Annotated in this window: 12 protein-coding genes and 1 pseudogene; 6 read left to right on the forward strand and 7 right to left on the reverse strand. The window is 65.5% G+C overall.

Features of this window, described 5'->3' with window-relative positions; genetic code table 11:
• Positions 1-69: 69 nt before the first annotated feature.
• Positions 70-1,146 carry an NAD(P)H-dependent flavin oxidoreductase gene (locus RAD04_RS17045; RefSeq protein WP_461624739.1) on the reverse strand — a complete coding sequence of 359 codons (1,077 nt, stop codon included), beginning with the start codon at positions 1,144-1,146 and terminating at the stop codon, positions 70-72.
• Between the two features lie 187 nt (positions 1,147-1,333).
• Positions 1,334-2,308, reverse strand: a complete 975-nt coding sequence (locus RAD04_RS17050; RefSeq protein ID WP_461624672.1) for an NAD(P)H-dependent flavin oxidoreductase — start codon at positions 2,306-2,308, stop codon at positions 1,334-1,336.
• Between the two features lie 97 nt (positions 2,309-2,405).
• Between RAD04_RS17050 and RAD04_RS17055 the strand changes: the two genes are divergently transcribed.
• A complete protein-coding gene (locus tag RAD04_RS17055) occupies positions 2,406-3,296 on the forward strand; it encodes a LysR substrate-binding domain-containing protein (protein ID WP_461624673.1) in 891 nt (296 codons plus the stop codon).
• Between the two features lie 196 nt (positions 3,297-3,492).
• Positions 3,493-4,427 (forward strand): annotated as a pseudogene (locus RAD04_RS17060) (cyclase family protein).
• A 120-nt stretch (positions 4,428-4,547) separates the two neighbouring features.
• Here RAD04_RS17060 and RAD04_RS17065 read toward each other — a convergent pair.
• Positions 4,548-6,695 (reverse strand): DNA/RNA non-specific endonuclease, encoded by a 2,148-nt coding sequence (locus tag RAD04_RS17065; protein WP_461624674.1) that lies wholly within the window; start codon positions 6,693-6,695, stop codon positions 4,548-4,550.
• 375 nt (positions 6,696-7,070) lie between these two features.
• Complete coding sequence (locus RAD04_RS17070) at positions 7,071-7,283, reverse strand: hypothetical protein (protein WP_461624675.1); 213 nt, start codon at positions 7,281-7,283, stop codon at positions 7,071-7,073.
• A gap of 45 nt (positions 7,284-7,328) precedes the next feature.
• Between RAD04_RS17070 and ruvX the strand changes: the two genes are divergently transcribed.
• Positions 7,329-7,814 carry a Holliday junction resolvase RuvX gene (gene ruvX / locus RAD04_RS17075; RefSeq protein ID WP_091967019.1) on the forward strand — a complete coding sequence of 162 codons (486 nt, stop codon included), beginning with the start codon at positions 7,329-7,331 and terminating at the stop codon, positions 7,812-7,814.
• Positions 7,815-7,817: 3 nt separating this feature from the next.
• Entirely contained in the window at positions 7,818-8,741 is a 924-nt protein-coding gene (locus RAD04_RS17080) for an AEC family transporter (RefSeq protein ID WP_461624676.1), read from the forward strand.
• Here the strand turns inward: RAD04_RS17080 and RAD04_RS17085 are convergent.
• Genes RAD04_RS17085 through RAD04_RS17095 form a run of 3 tightly spaced genes read right to left on the reverse strand, consistent with a single transcriptional unit; the run spans position 8,738 to position 11,906 of the window.
• Positions 8,738-9,502 carry a lysostaphin resistance A-like protein gene (locus tag RAD04_RS17085; RefSeq protein ID WP_461624677.1) on the reverse strand — a complete coding sequence of 255 codons (765 nt, stop codon included), beginning with the start codon at positions 9,500-9,502 and terminating at the stop codon, positions 8,738-8,740. The genes RAD04_RS17080 and RAD04_RS17085 overlap by 4 nt on opposite strands.
• 23 nt (positions 9,503-9,525) lie before the next feature.
• Positions 9,526-11,169 (reverse strand): acyl-CoA dehydrogenase family protein, encoded by a 1,644-nt coding sequence (locus tag RAD04_RS17090; protein ID WP_461624678.1) that lies wholly within the window; start codon positions 11,167-11,169, stop codon positions 9,526-9,528.
• A 20-nt stretch (positions 11,170-11,189) separates the two neighbouring features.
• Entirely contained in the window at positions 11,190-11,906 is a 717-nt protein-coding gene (locus RAD04_RS17095) for a M15 family metallopeptidase (RefSeq protein ID WP_461624740.1), read from the reverse strand.
• A 256-nt stretch (positions 11,907-12,162) separates the two neighbouring features.
• On the opposite strand from RAD04_RS17095, the gene RAD04_RS17100 reads away from it, so the two are divergent.
• A complete protein-coding gene (locus tag RAD04_RS17100; protein ID WP_018321103.1) occupies positions 12,163-13,110 on the forward strand; it encodes an aspartate carbamoyltransferase catalytic subunit in 948 nt (315 codons plus the stop codon).
• A gap of 5 nt (positions 13,111-13,115) precedes the next feature.
• Complete coding sequence (locus RAD04_RS17105; RefSeq protein WP_461620676.1) at positions 13,116-14,417, forward strand: dihydroorotase; 1,302 nt, start codon at positions 13,116-13,118, stop codon at positions 14,415-14,417.
• Positions 14,418-14,447 lie beyond the last annotated feature (30 nt).

The following is a 14,447-nucleotide window of genomic DNA, read 5'->3' on the forward strand; positions in this document are numbered from 1 at the left end:
GGCCTCTCACGGCAAAACCTATGTGCCGTATAGCAGAGGCCGGTTTTGCGCCGCAACCGGCGCCGGGACTTAGCTGGCCAGCGCTTTCATGCGGGCCAGCGCCGATTTGGCAAAATCCCGGGTCAATTCGGCCGCAGGGACCTCGCGGCCCAGTGCCACGGCCTGTCCAGCCCAGAGATTGGTGAAATCCACCCTGCCCTGCTTTTCGGCAGCCGTCTTCAATGGGCCCAGCGCGGTCGCGGCATGGGGAAACGGCGGGGCATCCGGCGAGATCGGGCCGGCCTCGCGCATCAGGCGGTTCTGGATGCCGCGCGCCGGCCGGCCGGTCATGACATTGGTGATCACGGTGGAATCGTCCCGCGCTTCAGCCAGCGCCTTGCGGCCGCCGGCGCTGACCTTGGACTCCGGACAGCGCAGATAGGCGCTGCCGATCTGCACGCCCGAGGCACCGAGCGCGAAGGCGGCCGCGATGCCGCGCCCGTCTGCGATGCCACCGGCCGCGATCACCGGCACCTTCACGGCATCGGCGACCTGCGGCACCAGCGCAAACGTGCCGGGCTGCTCGGAGATCTTGTCGGTCAGGAACATGCCGCGATGGCCGCCGGCCTCGGCGCCTTGCGCAATGACGGCATCGACGCCGCGCTGTTCGAGCCAGACCGCCTCCTTCACCGTCGTCGCCGACGAGATGACGAGGCAGCCGGCGGCCTTGACGCGCTTGAGCAGCGCCTGCTCCGGCAGACCGAAATGGAAGCTGACGACCTCGGGCTTCAGCTCCTCGACGACCTCGCAGAAGGCGGAATCGAACGGCGCGCGGTTCGCCGCAGCGATCGGCGCTGCGGGATCGAGACCATGCTCGGTGTAATAGCCCGCGAGCCGCTGCTTCCAGCGCGCTTCGGCCTCGGTCGAAAGGTCAACCGGCGTGTGGCAGAAGAAGTTCATGTTCACCGGCGCCTTCACGCGCTGGCGGATCATGTTGACCTGCTCGCGCGCCTTCTCCGGCGACAGCATCGCGCTCGGTAACGAGCCGAGCCCACCGCCCTCTGCCACGGCGATCACCAGCTCCGCATCCATCACACCCGCCATCGGCGCCAGCACGATCGGAGATTCGGTCTTGAAGAGGTCGATCAGTCGACGGTCAGGCCACATGGTCATTCTCTCTCGTTTTTCTTACCCCCCTGGAGGGGGAGGGTTCGATCGCGCGAAGCGCGAGCGGGGTGGGGTGAAAGTCTCTCGATTGAGACGCTGCCCGAGTGGAGAGATCACCCCACCCCGCTCCGCACTCGCTTCGCTACATGCGTAGCGACCCTCCCCCTCCAGGGGAGGGTGAAGAATCCTACCCCGCCACTACCGAGTTCCGACGTCCGGCAAGAAGCTGTTCGGCCTCAATCGCGATCCGCTCGACGATCTCGGCTGCCGCAGGAATATCATGGATCAGACCGACCGCCTCGCCGGCAAAGACGGCGGCAATCTCGAAATTGCCGGCCGCTTTGGCGGCAGCATAGTCTCTCGCAATCTCGCTCGCGCGCTGCATCAGCTCGATCTCGCGGCCGGTCCAGCGCCTGATGTGATCGTTGACCAGCGTTCGAGCGGTGAACGGGGCCGGCCAGAACAGGCTGCGCGACCAGTCGACGATGACGCCGCGCACCGTATCGTTGGGATTTGCCGCGCGGATGCGCTGCTTGGCCTCCTCGGCGCCGTCGGCCTCCACGCTCGCATAGAAGCGCGTGCCGATCAGCACGCCGGACGCACCCAGCATCATCATTGCGGCGAGCCCCCGGCCATCGGCGATCCCGCCGGCCGCGACGACCGGCACGCGTCCGGCCGCGAGATCGACGATCGCCGGCACGATGTCGACCGTAGTACGCGATGCGCCATGGCCGCCGGCCTCCGTCCCCTGCGCGATCAAAATATCCGCGCCGGCATCGAGCGCCTGCTTGGCCATATCCTCGCTCTGCACCTGGCAGATCAGACGCAGGCCGCGATCCTTGATGCGCGGCGCGAACGGCGCGGGATCACCAAATGAGAGCATGATGGCCTGCGGACGAGCGTCGAGGGCGATGTCGAGAAGATCGGGCTGCCTTGCCAGGCTCCACGTGATGAAGCCGATGCCGAATGGTCCAAAGCCGCTCAGCTTCCTTGTCTCTGCTTCGAGCCGCGCCCGGTCCCCGTAGCCGCCGCCAAGTATTCCGAAACCGCCAGCTTCGCTGACCGCGCGCGTCAACCGGCTGCCCGCAATCGTGTCCATCGGCGCGAGCAGGATCGGATGCCTGATCCCCAGGAGCTGGGTCAGCGGCGTCGCGATCGGCATGGCGTCCCTCCAGTCTGGACAGGAAGACTAGGGGCGAATAGCATTCTCCAAAATTGAATTATACAGAACGCTACCATCTCAAACGCGAAACGGTACGATGGAACTCAGCGATCTCCAGACCTTTGCCGCCGTCGCCCGCAGCGGCGGCATCACCCGCGCCGCCGAAGAGCTCAACACGGTGCAATCCAACGTCACCCAGCGCGTGAAAGCGCTGGAGGCGGAGATCGGCACGCCGCTGTTCGAACGCCATAGCCGCGGCATGACGCTGACCGGCGCCGGCAAGCGCCTGCTGCCCTATGCTCAGAGGATGGTGGCGCTGTCGCGCGAGGCCGTGCTTGCCGCGCGCGACGATGGCGAGCCCAAGGGGCCGCTCGCGATCGGTTCGATGGAGACGACGGCAGCGGTGCGGCTGCCGCCGCTGCTCGCCGACTTCCATCGCCGCTTTCCCGCGGTGCGCCTGTCCTTGCGTACCGCGCCGACCGCCGACCTCGTCGCCTGCGTGCTCGACGGCACGCTGGACGCCGCCTTCGTCGCAGGCCCCATCACGCATGCCGACCTCACCGCAATGAGCGCGTTCCGCGAAGAGCTGGTGCTGGTCAGCGCGCGGCGCTGGACCTCGCTCGCCGAGCTGCGCGCCGGCACGCCGGAATCCGGCCCGACGGCGCTGGTGTTCCGCACAGGCTGCACCTACCGCCAACGGCTCGAGCAGATCTTCGTCGACTTCGGCTGGCCTTCGGCCGCGCGCTTCGAACTCGGCACGCTCGACGGCATGATCGGCTGCGTTGCCGCCGACATGGGCGTGACGTTGCTGCCGCGTGCCGTCGTCGAGCGCAGCTCAATGAACGGCAGCGTCTCGATCCACACGCTGAGCACCTCGCATGCGCGCGTCGAGACACTCTTCATCCAGCGCCGCGCCGGACATCAAACCAGCGCGCTGAGCGGTTTTGCCGCGTGCATGAAGCAGGACGAGGACGTCATCGCAGCCTGACGCGATGCTTCGTTCCATCGCACGAAATTCGCTGTCACAAATCCGTCGCACTTGAAACCAGCGACGTCGCGCTGCGTTTCGGCGGCCGCAGCACCGCGCGCTAAAATATTTTGAAGCGCAGATGCCTTTGACGTTAGGATGCGGCACTGCCAGCGCAAATTACCATAACGAAGCCAAAACATCGGGAGGACTATCGATGCGCAATACGCTCGTGTTGTGCTGCGTCGCCGCGTTGTCGGCGATGTCAGGAACTGCAAGCGCTCAGGACTGGACGAAATCGAAATGGGGCCCGAACGACGAGATCGGCGCCGCCAACTACATGACACCGGAGCTCGTGGTGAAGGCCGCCTCCCTGGTGAAGACCGGCAAGACCTACGCGCTCGGCATTCCCGTCACACCGCAGACGCCTGCCTATCCGCCGCGTCAGTTCAAGCTCACCATCGTGCAGCCCGGACAGGCCGGCAGCCGGGCCTCGGCCCCAACAAGGCCACCTACAATGACGACATCCTCGACACCTGGGTCGGCATCGGCAGCCAGCTCGACGGGCTCGGTCATCTCGGCGTCGAGCACGTCTATTACAACGGCAACAAGCTCGCCGACTTTGCCGATCCGAACGGATTGAAGAAGCTCGGCATCGAAAAGGTGCCGCCGACGGTCACGCGCGGCGTGCTGCTCGACATGGCCGCCTATTTCAAGACCGACGTGGTGAAGGAAGGCACCGCCTTCAACGTCAAGGAGATCGAGGAAGCCGCCAAACAGCAGAACGTCGAGATCCGCCAGGGCGACGTCGTGATCTTCCACTCCGGCTGGCTCAGCCTGATCGGCAAGGACGACAAGCGCTACTCGGCCGGCGAGCCCGGACTTGGCGTCGAGGGCGCAAAGTACCTGACCGGCAAGGGCGTCGTCGCTGTTGGCGCCGACACTTGGGCGCTCGAAGTGCTGCCGTTCGAGTCCAAGAACGTGTTCGAGGTGCACCAGATCCTGCTCGCGATGAACGGGACCTACATCCTCGAGAACATGGACACCGCCGCGCTCGCTCGCGACAAAGGCTATGAATTCCTGTTCGTGCTGGGCCAGCCGCGCTGGACCGGCGGCGTGCAGGCAATGATCAACCCGATCGCGATCCGCTGACGTCGGACGCGCGTCTGGGCGAAAGAAACCGGGTGAGGACAGCAGTGCCTCGATAGAGCGCACCCCTGCCCTCACCCGAACGTCGCCTCGGTTTCGCTGCTTCGCGAACCGAAGCGCTCATCAGAGCCGAATGTCCTCATAGGACTCGATCCGCCGCGGACCGACCGAGGTCGCCTCGTGCGAATCCGCATCAGTGAGATTGCCGAAATCGAGCTTGGTCAATTTCGCGAGGTCCGCGATCGAGACCTGGAAGACACTGACATCCTCCTCCGACATCTTTTCGCGCAGATCCGCCTCCTGGATGCGATCGATCTCCATGACCAGCTTTCGCTGGCTCATCAGGAACGCCGCCGCCTTGAGCGCGTCGTCATCCTCGTTACGTCGGATCAGAATCTTCCAGAAATATTTCGGGATCTGAACGCCGCCGAAGCTGGGATCCTTGTGCGGCCGCCCGGCCGGATTGGGCAGATCGGATCCATCGGCATCCGGCCCGTCGAACACCGGACCGTTCATGACGATGCCCTTCTCCTCGCCTTCGAGCAGGACATCGCGCGTGTAGTCCTCGAGGCCCGCCCAGAGCTGCTTGCCCTGGTTGAACGAGAAGAACTGCGGCGAGCAATTGGTGAAGTGGAAGGAATCGTCGCCATGCTGCTTGGCCGCGGCGACGGTGTCGCCCCAGGTCGCATCGAGGCGGCGCACGAGATGACCGCGATCGAAGGGATTCTTGCTGCGGTCCGCCTCGAAGGTGGCCTGCTTGCGGTAGAACTCGTCGCCGATCTGGGCATCGTCGTCGATGCGCGGATCGCGCAGCCAGGAATCCCCTTCGCGCTTGCCGACGTCCTGTTGCTGCCCGCCGTCGATATTGACACAGCTGAAGAAGGCGAGCCGGCGCTCCTTGTTCATGACGACGCTGTAGTTGAAATATTTCAGCTCGGACTGTCTGGAGCTTCCCTTCAGCGTCGCGATCCGGGACTTGAGAGCGGCCGGAATCTTCGGCAAGGCCACCGAGAATTTACCGGTGCCGAGAAAATTCGCCTTGTATCCGGGACGCGATTTCAGCGTGCTCTGATCGATATGCACGGCCTCCATGGGCAGGCCGTTCGCACTGATGCGAGGCAGGAGGCCAGCCGGCGGAGCGATCAACGGCTTGCCGCCGTTCGGCATACCGCCATTCTGCGCCCCTCCGTTGCCCCCAGCCGGGCCCGGCACGGGTGCCAGCGGAGCGAACGGAATGTCCTTCCTGAACATCGGCAACGGCACGCGGATCGGGACTACCAGCGAGGTCCCGTCGAGCGATTGCTCGACCCAGACATTGGCGCCGAAAGCAGGCGCGGCGACCGGCGCGCTGACCTTCTCGGCCTCGAGCCGGATCGGCGGCTCTTCCTCGTCCAGCACCGGCCTGATCAAGGGATGGGAGCCGACGGCGACCTTGAGATCGGCGACGATCGCGCTGATCCGGATGCCTTCATTGGCGATCCAGTCGATCAGGGATTCATCCATCGACGGCTTCCACACCTTGCCGTCCTTGGCCAGGGTGCGGCCTTGCGAATCCTTCCGGGGAACGCCGCTGTGATGCAGCCCGACCACCTGCCAGAAGCGGTTGAACGCCGGCGAGCCCGACGATCCCGCCGTCGTATCGGTGTTGTACCAGAGGAAGTCGCCGACATATTTGAGCAGCTTGTTCTCGCGGACGCAGACCTGCTTCATCTGCCCGCTGGGATGCTGGACGATGGTGAGGTACTCGCCGGGGTCTGCTTTGCCGGGCGCTCCGCTGAGCGGCAACCATCCCCAATCCTCGAGCTCCTCGTGGCCCGACAGCGAGGTCGGCGCCACCGCGACGATCGAGAAATCCAGCCTGTCATTGGTGTAGAAGAACTTGCCCGGCTCGAAGCCGAACCGCACCGGCACACGCTCTTGTCCGGAGACGTCGAGCTCGTAGTTGAAATCGGCGATCGAATTGGCGGCGTCGGCCGGCTTGCCGAAGACATGATGGTTCGTCATCAGCAGGCCCGGCCCGATCAGAAAGCCCGAGCCATAGCCGAGCAGGTTCGACTTGAGATCTCTGAGCTGAATGCGGCAGACCGAGCGCGAGGCCGCCGTCCCCTTGGCGAGATAGTTGATGCTGTCGAGATCATTGCCCTGGATGATCCGCTCCAGGCCGATCTCGGCCTTCTCCACGTCCTGCGTCTCGGCCAGAAGCTGGCGCTGGCGCACGCGCATCTTCTCGACCGTCATCTCGATCGGACCGTCGCCCAATTTCCGGTTCAAGGCTTCGGGTGAGAACTCGGCTTGCTTGAATCGCCTTTCTGAGCCCGCGATCAGGCTTGGCTTGATGAGCATCATGACCTCTCAAATGACTGGGCGAATATCGGACGTGGTCGGCGCCTGAAAAATTTGCGCCAAGGTTGCAGCACGGGCTGGACTGCCGGTTGCTGCCGCTCGTTCTGGAAATCGGGGCACATGCCCCACACTACTTTAGACCTACATTTATATCTCTTCGCAACCAGAGCGTCAATCGATGCGCGCAGCCGGAGACGCGACATCATGCCATGGCCCGCGACGTCACCCGTGTGAGATTTGCCACAAATGATCGACGCACTTTGTGTTCACGATTTCGCGCGCTCGTTGCTATCGCCGGACGATCTACGGCTTCAGCTGCCACCGCCGCAGCGCCACGACGGCCCAGATCGCTTCGACCAGACCGAACGGCCAGGCGCCCTGCAGAAAGCCGTAGGCCGAGCCGAGCGCGCAGGACGCGGCGAACAGCAGCACGAACCAATGGCTGCGATCTTCCAGGGCGTAACTGACCAGCATCGCCGTGACGGCGAACAGACCGAATAATGTCAGCGTATCCATTGTTCCGGGTTCACTCCGCGGCGCGACGCGTGATATGCGCTACGCATGCCGGCTCTTATCCTGCCTCTCGTCGATGCTGCAACCCACTGGCCCGCCCGCGGTGCGCTGGTCGGGCTCGACCTCGGTACCAAGACCATCGGCGTTGCGGTGTCCGACCCGGACCGGCGGCTTGCGACCGGCGTCGAGACGATCCAGCGCAAGCAGTTCAAGCAGGACGCGGCCCGGCTGCTCGCGATCGCGGCCGAGCGCAGGGTGGTCGGCTTCGTGCTCGGCCTGCCCATCAACATGGACGGCAGCGAAGGCCCGCGCGCGCAATCCACCCGCGCCTTCGCCCGCAATCTTGCCGGCCTGACCGCCCTCCCCATTGGCCTGTGGGACGAGCGCCTCTCGACCGCGGCTGTCGAGCGCGAGCTGATCGGCATGGATGTCAGCCGCGCCAAGCGCGCCGAGGTGATCGACGAGCACGCCGCGATCTTCATCCTGCAGGGCGCGCTCGACCGCCTCGCCAATCTCCGTCCAGGGACCGCCTGACCGATGGCCGTCGTGATTGCGGCGCTGCTGCCGGTCTTCATCCTCATCGTGCTGGGAATCGTCTTGAAGCGCAGCCTGATGCGGCTGGACACGCAGTGGCACGGGCTGGAGCGGCTGACCTATTTCGTGCTGTTTCCGATGCTGCTGATCCAGACCCTGGTGAAGGCCGACCTCTCCAAGGTGCCGGTCGCCGGCGTTGGCGGCGCGCTGCTGCTGTCGGCGCTGGCGATGTCGCTGCTCTGCCTCGCGCTGCGCCCTGCCCTGGCCCGGCTCGATATCGACGGCCCCGCCTTCACCTCGATCTTCCAGGGCGCGACGCGCTGGCAGACCTTCGTCGGGCTGTCGGTGGCCGCCAACATGTTCGGCGATGTCGGGCTGGCGCTCGCCTCCGTGGCGATGGTCGCGATCATTCCCCTGGTCAACGTGTTGAGCGTCGTGGTGCTCGCCCATTACGCCGCGCCGGAGAAGCAGTCAGCGCGCACCATCGTCATGACGGTGATCCGCAACCCCTTGATCTGGGCCTGCGCCATCGGGCTCTTCGTCAATGTCACCCACCTGCCGTTGCCAAAACTCTGGCACGAGGTGGCGGACGCGCTCAGCCGCTCCTCGCTCGCGATCGGCCTGCTCGTCACCGGCGCCGGTCTGCATCTCGAAGGCCTCTTGCGTCCAAGCCTGGCCGCGGCCATCGGCGTCGTCTTCAAGCTCGCGCTGATGCCTGCGCTGGCGCTGGTGCTGGCCGTCTGGTTCGGACTGTCGGGCGACAGCCGCGCCATCGTGGCGATCTGCGCGGCGGTGCCAACCTCGTCCAGCGCCTATGTGATGGCGCGCCAGATGGGCGGCGACGCGCCGCTGCTGGCGCAGATCATCACGCTGCAGACAATTTTGGCGGCGATCACGATGCCGATCGCGATCGCGCTGGCGGCTTAGCTCCCCAGCCACATCGTCAGGACCACCGCGGTCAGATTGTTCAGCGCATGCAGCACGATGGTGAGCCAGAGCGAATTCGCGCGATAGCGCATGTAGCCGAACCACAGGCCGATGGTGAAGACTTCGGCGAGGAAGTACATGTCGTATTGCAGGTGCACGACCGTCCAGACCAGCGACGACAGCAGGATCGCGCCCGGCACGCGCAGGAAGCTCGCCGACCAGCCGCGATAGAGGAAGCCGCGCGCCAGGATCTCCTCCGACATCGGCGCAGCGACGCTGAAGGCGAACAGCAGCAACAGCGCCGCGCCCTTGTCGCGGCCCGATTTCAACAGATCGGTCATGAAGCCCGGCGTCGCCTCGCGGCCGAGCGCGCGCGACATCGTCTCCCAGACCAGCACCAGCAGGATGAGGCCGACCGCACCGAACAGCAGCTGCTTCCAGGACGGCCAGTGCAGCGCGAGATAGTTGACGAAGGAGGCTTTCTTGATGGCAATGGCGAGCCACACCGCCAGGAGGGTCGTCGGCAGGCCCATGATGACCGAGAGCGCGAGCGCCTGCGGATCGCGGCCGACCGCCTGGAGCGAGGCGAAGTCCATGGGAAGACCACGCTGCGCCACCAGCAGGACGACGGCGCCGATTTGCCCGACGAACATCGCGACGAAGACGAAGAGGCCCCACAACGCGGTGCCCCAGAACATCCAGACGCGCGGCGTCGCTGGCGTCACGGTCAACGGCGGATGGTCGGGATTGAGGGAGTCCATCAGGAGGCTTTCGTTGGGAAGACTCACGGCAGCGCCCGCTGCAGCAACGCGCGGGCCTCGCCGCTGTCGAGCTCGACGGCGCCGTACATGCTGGCGTGATTGGCCGCAAGGCGCGTGCTCGCGAACAGTTCGGCATTGCGCGGGGAAACCCCGTTGAGAGCCGCAGCCGCAGCCAGCAGCGCCAGCTTCTCGACCGCAAGCCGCGCGACGCGCTCGCCATCGGCGCGGCGAAGAGTCTTGCCGATGAAGGTGGCCGTCTCGCCTGCGCCGGGCAAGCCCTTCGTCTCGGCCGCAAGTGATTGCAGCACAGCCGTCGCCGCCTCCGGCTCGCGCGAGAGCGCCCGGAGCACGTCGAGGCACATCACGTTGCCGGAGCCCTCCCAGATCGCGTTGACCGGCGACTCCCGGTAGTGCCGCGCCAGAATGCCGTCCTCGACATAGCCGTTGCCGCCAAGGCATTCCATGGCCTCATAGAGGAACGGCGGCGCACTCTTGCAGGTCCAGTATTTGATCGCGGGCGTCAAGAGCCGCATATAGGCGGCCTCCGCCGCATCGTGCGGCGTGCGGTCGAAGGCGCGGCAGAGCCGCATCACCAGCGCCGTGCTCGCCTCGACATGCAGCGCCATGTCCGACAGCACGGCCTGCATCAGCGGCTGGTCGGCCAGATGCTTCTGGAACACGCTGCGGTGACGGGCGTGATGCAGCGCATGCGCGAGCCCCGAGCGCATCAGGCCGACGGAGGCGATCGCGCAATCCTGCCGCGTCAGCTGGACCATCTGGATGATGGTGCGAATGCCCTTGCCCTCCTCGCCGACCCGTTCGGCGTAGGCACCGACGAACTCGACCTCGGACGAGGCATTGGAGCGATTGCCGAGCTTGTCCTTCAACCGCTGGAACTGGATCGCATTCACGGAACCATCCGGCGCGAAGCGCGGCATGAAGAAACAGGTCAGCCCGCTGTCTGCCTGCGCCAGCACCAGGAAGGCATCGCACATCGGCGCCGACATGAACCATTTGTGGCCGGTGATGCGATAGGCCACGCCCTCGCGCACCGCGCGCGTCATGTTGGTGCGCACGTCGGTGCCGCCCTGCTTCTCGGTCATGCCCATGCCGAGCGTCATGCCGCGCTTCTGCCACCACGGCGCAAAGCTCGGGTCGTAGCTCCGGGTCGACAGCACCGGCATCACCTTGCCGAGCAGGTCCGGCTGCATCGCCAGCGCACCGACCGAGGCGCGGGTCATCGTGATCGGACAGAGATGGCCGGTCTCGACTTGGGCTACCATGTAGAATTTTGCCGCACGAATGACTTCGGCGGCATCGCCCGCAGGTTTGCCGTTGGCGGTCCAGGTCGAATTGTGCACGCCGGCATGGGCGCTGTGCGCCATCAGCTCATGATATGCCGGGTGAAACTCGACCTGGTCGCGGCGATTGCCTTTGGCGTCGAAGGTGCGCAGCTTCGGCGTGCTCTCGTTCGCGACGCGCCCGCGATCGGCCATCGCGGCCGAGCCCCATTGCTTGCCGAACTCGGACAGCTCGCGTTCCGCCGCCGCACCGCCATTGGCCTTCACCGCATCGACCAGCGGCCGATCCACGACGAACAGGTCGATATCCTCGAACGGCGGCGACTGGTTGAAGACCTCGTGGGTCGCGAATACAGGCTGGGTCATGGTGCTTCCTCGGCGCGGAATCAGTTCCGGCGCGGCTGGATCGGGAAATCATAGGCTGCCCCGCCTGCCCCCGGCAGGGAAAAATGCCACCACTCCTTCGAATAGTTCACAAAGCCTTGCCCGGCCATCGCAGCCACCAGCCGCTTGCGCCAGGCGCGCTGCTCCGCCGTGATCGCCGGTGCCGCGGTATGGCCCTTGGCATCGGTACAGTCGTAGCCGGTGCCCATGTCGACGCTGCCTTCCGGCGCGCGCGCTTCGACCGGCGCGGTGCAATCGGCATAGGTCTTTGCCGGATCGTATTTGGCGGCGCTGTCGGCTTTGAGATCGACCAAAGTGAGATCGAGCGCGGCGCCCGTGGAATGCTGCGACCGGCTCGCGATGTAGCCGAGGCGGAACAGTTCGGTCTTGGGAATTTTGGGATTGTAGCGCCGCTCGGCGGCGCTCTCGTGACCGTTCTGCGACCACTTGACCATGTCGAGCGAGGCTCGCGCCGGCCGGTAGCAGTCGAACATTTTGAGCGAGAGATTTTGCGCCGCCAGCTCCTCTTGAACCGCCTTCAGCCGCAGCCCGACTTCGCGCTTCACCACGCATTCACCGGCATTGTAGCCGGCGAGCGGCCGGCCGACGAAATTGTTCGACGTGGCGTAGCGGATGTCCTGGATGATGCCGGGATCGATCTCGCGCAGATAGACGAAGCCGCCGGGGAGCGATTGGGCGTGGGCTGCACCGATTGTCATCGCAGCCAGAAGCACAGTCAGAATTGTTTTCACGAAATGCCCCCACATCGTCATGGCCGGGTTTATCCCGACCATCCACGTTCTTTTTGCGTCAAATGCGATAGAAGATCGTGGATGCCCGGGACAAGCCCGGGCATGACGGGAAGGTAGGGACAGGCCGCGCCAGAGCGACCAAACCGACAGATCAGGGGATAACTCACCGCCCCGGCTTTGGCCCTTGCCCCCTCATCCATCCGCGCCTATAGCTCTCGTTTTAATGACATCGAAATCGACCTTCGTCCTCGGCCACCGGCATTTGCTGGGCATCGAGGGCCTTTCCGCGGCCGACATCACCGGCCTCCTCGACCTGTCCGAAGAATATGTCGAGCTCAACCGCCAGGTTGACAAGAAGCGCACCGTCCTGCGGGGACGGACGCAGGTGAACCTCTTCTTCGAGGCCTCCACCCGGACCCAATCCTCGTTCGAACTCGCGGGCAAGCGGCTCGGCGCGGACGTCATGAACATGTCGGTGTCCTCCTCGTCCATGAAGAAGGGCGAGACGCTGATCGACACCGCGATGACGCTGAACGCAATGCACCCGGACATCCTGGTGATGCGCCATCACGCCTCCGGCGCGGTGGAACTGCTGGCGCGCAAGGTTGACGGTTCCGTGATCAATGCCGGCGACGGCGCCCATGAGCATCCGACCCAGGCCCTGCTCGACGCGCTGACGATCCGCCGCAACAAGGGCCGGATCGAAGGGCTCGTGGTCGCGATCTGCGGCGACGTGCTGCATTCGCGTGTCGCCCGCTCCAACATCATCCTGCTCAACACGATGGGCGCCCGCGTCCGCGTGGTCGGCCCCACCACGCTGCTGCCGCCGGGCATCGAGCGGATGGGCGTCGAGGTCGCACGCGACATGCGCGAGGGGCTCAACGGCGCCGACATCGTCATGATGCTGCGGCTGCAGCGCGAGCGCATGAACGGCTCCTTCGTGCCGTCCTCCAGCGAGTACTTCAACTATTTCGGGCTCGACCAGAAGAAGCTCGCCTACGCCAAGCCCGACGCACTGGTGATGCATCCCGGCCCCATGAACCGCGGCGTCGAGATCGACTCCATCGTGGCCGACGGCGCGCAGTCCCTGATCCGCGAACAGGTGGAGATGGGGGTGGCCGTGCGCATGGCGGTGCTGGAAGCGCTCGCCCGTAACCTGCCGAACGCGTGATGCCGATGTTGACCGATCGCCGCCCCATCCTGCTCGCCAACGCCCGCGTCGTCGATCCCTCCCGGGATTTCGACGGTGTCGGCGACGTCCTCATCGCCGACGGCGCCATCCGCGAGACCCGCCGCGGCATCGGCGCGGCCGGCGTCCCCGAAGGCACCGACATCGTCAACTGCTCCGGCAAGATCGTCGCGCCCGGCCTGATCGACATGCGCGCCTTCGTCGGCGAGCCCGGCTTCAGCCATCGCGAGACCTTTGCCACCGCCAGCCAGGCGGCCGCGACCGGCGGCATCACCACAATCATCTGCCAGCCCGACACCTCTCCGGTGATCGACAATTCGGCGACCGTCGACTTCGTGATGCGCCGCGCCCGCGACACCGCGATCGTCAACATCCAGCCGATGGCGGCGCTCACCAAGGGCATGCACGGCGATGAGATGACCGAGTTCGGTCTGCTCAAGGCCGCGGGCGCCGTCGCCTTCAGCGACGGCGTCAGAAGCGTGACCAATGCGCAGGTGATGCGCCGCGCGCTGACCTACGCGCGCGATTTCGACGCGCTGATCGTGCACTACACCGAGGACCCCGATCTCGTCGGCGAAGGCGTGATGAACGAGGGCGAGTTCGCATCGCGGCTCGGCCTGATGGGCATCCCGAATGCCGCCGAGGCCGTGATCCTCGAGCGCGACATGCGCCTCGTGGCATTGACCGGCGGCCGCTATCACGCGGCCTCGCTGACCTGCATCGATTCCCTCGAGATCCTCCAGCGCGCCCGCGACGCCGGGCTCGCCGTCAGCGCCTCGGTCTCGATCAACCATCTTGCGCTGAACGAGAACGACATCGGCCCCTACCGTTCCTTCCTGAAACTGTCACCGCCGCTGCGGACCGAGGACGACCGCCGCGCGCTGGTGGCCGCAATCGCCTCCGGCCTCCTCGACGTCATCATGTCCGACCACAATCCGCAGGACGTCGAGGTCAAGCGCCTCCCCTTCGCGGAAGCCGCTCCCGGCGCCGTTGGTCTCGAAACCATGCTGCCCGCCGGCCTCCGCCTCGTGCACAATGGCGAGCTGGACCTGAAGACGCTGATCCGCGCGATGTCGACCCGCCCGGCCGAGTTGCTCGGCCTGCCTGGCGGAACCCTGCGTGCAGGTAGCCCGGCCGACGTCATCGTGATCGACCCCGATGTGCCCTGGGTGGTCGATCCCGCCGACCTCAAATCGCCCTGCAAGAACACCCCGTTCGACGAGGCCCGCTTTACAGGCCGCGTGGTGCGCACCATTGTCGGCGGACGCACGGTCTACGAACATGTCTGATGTGCGCAATCGTTCGGCTCGGAAGTCGGG

The organism is Bradyrhizobium sp. 25ACV, from assembly GCF_054863005.1.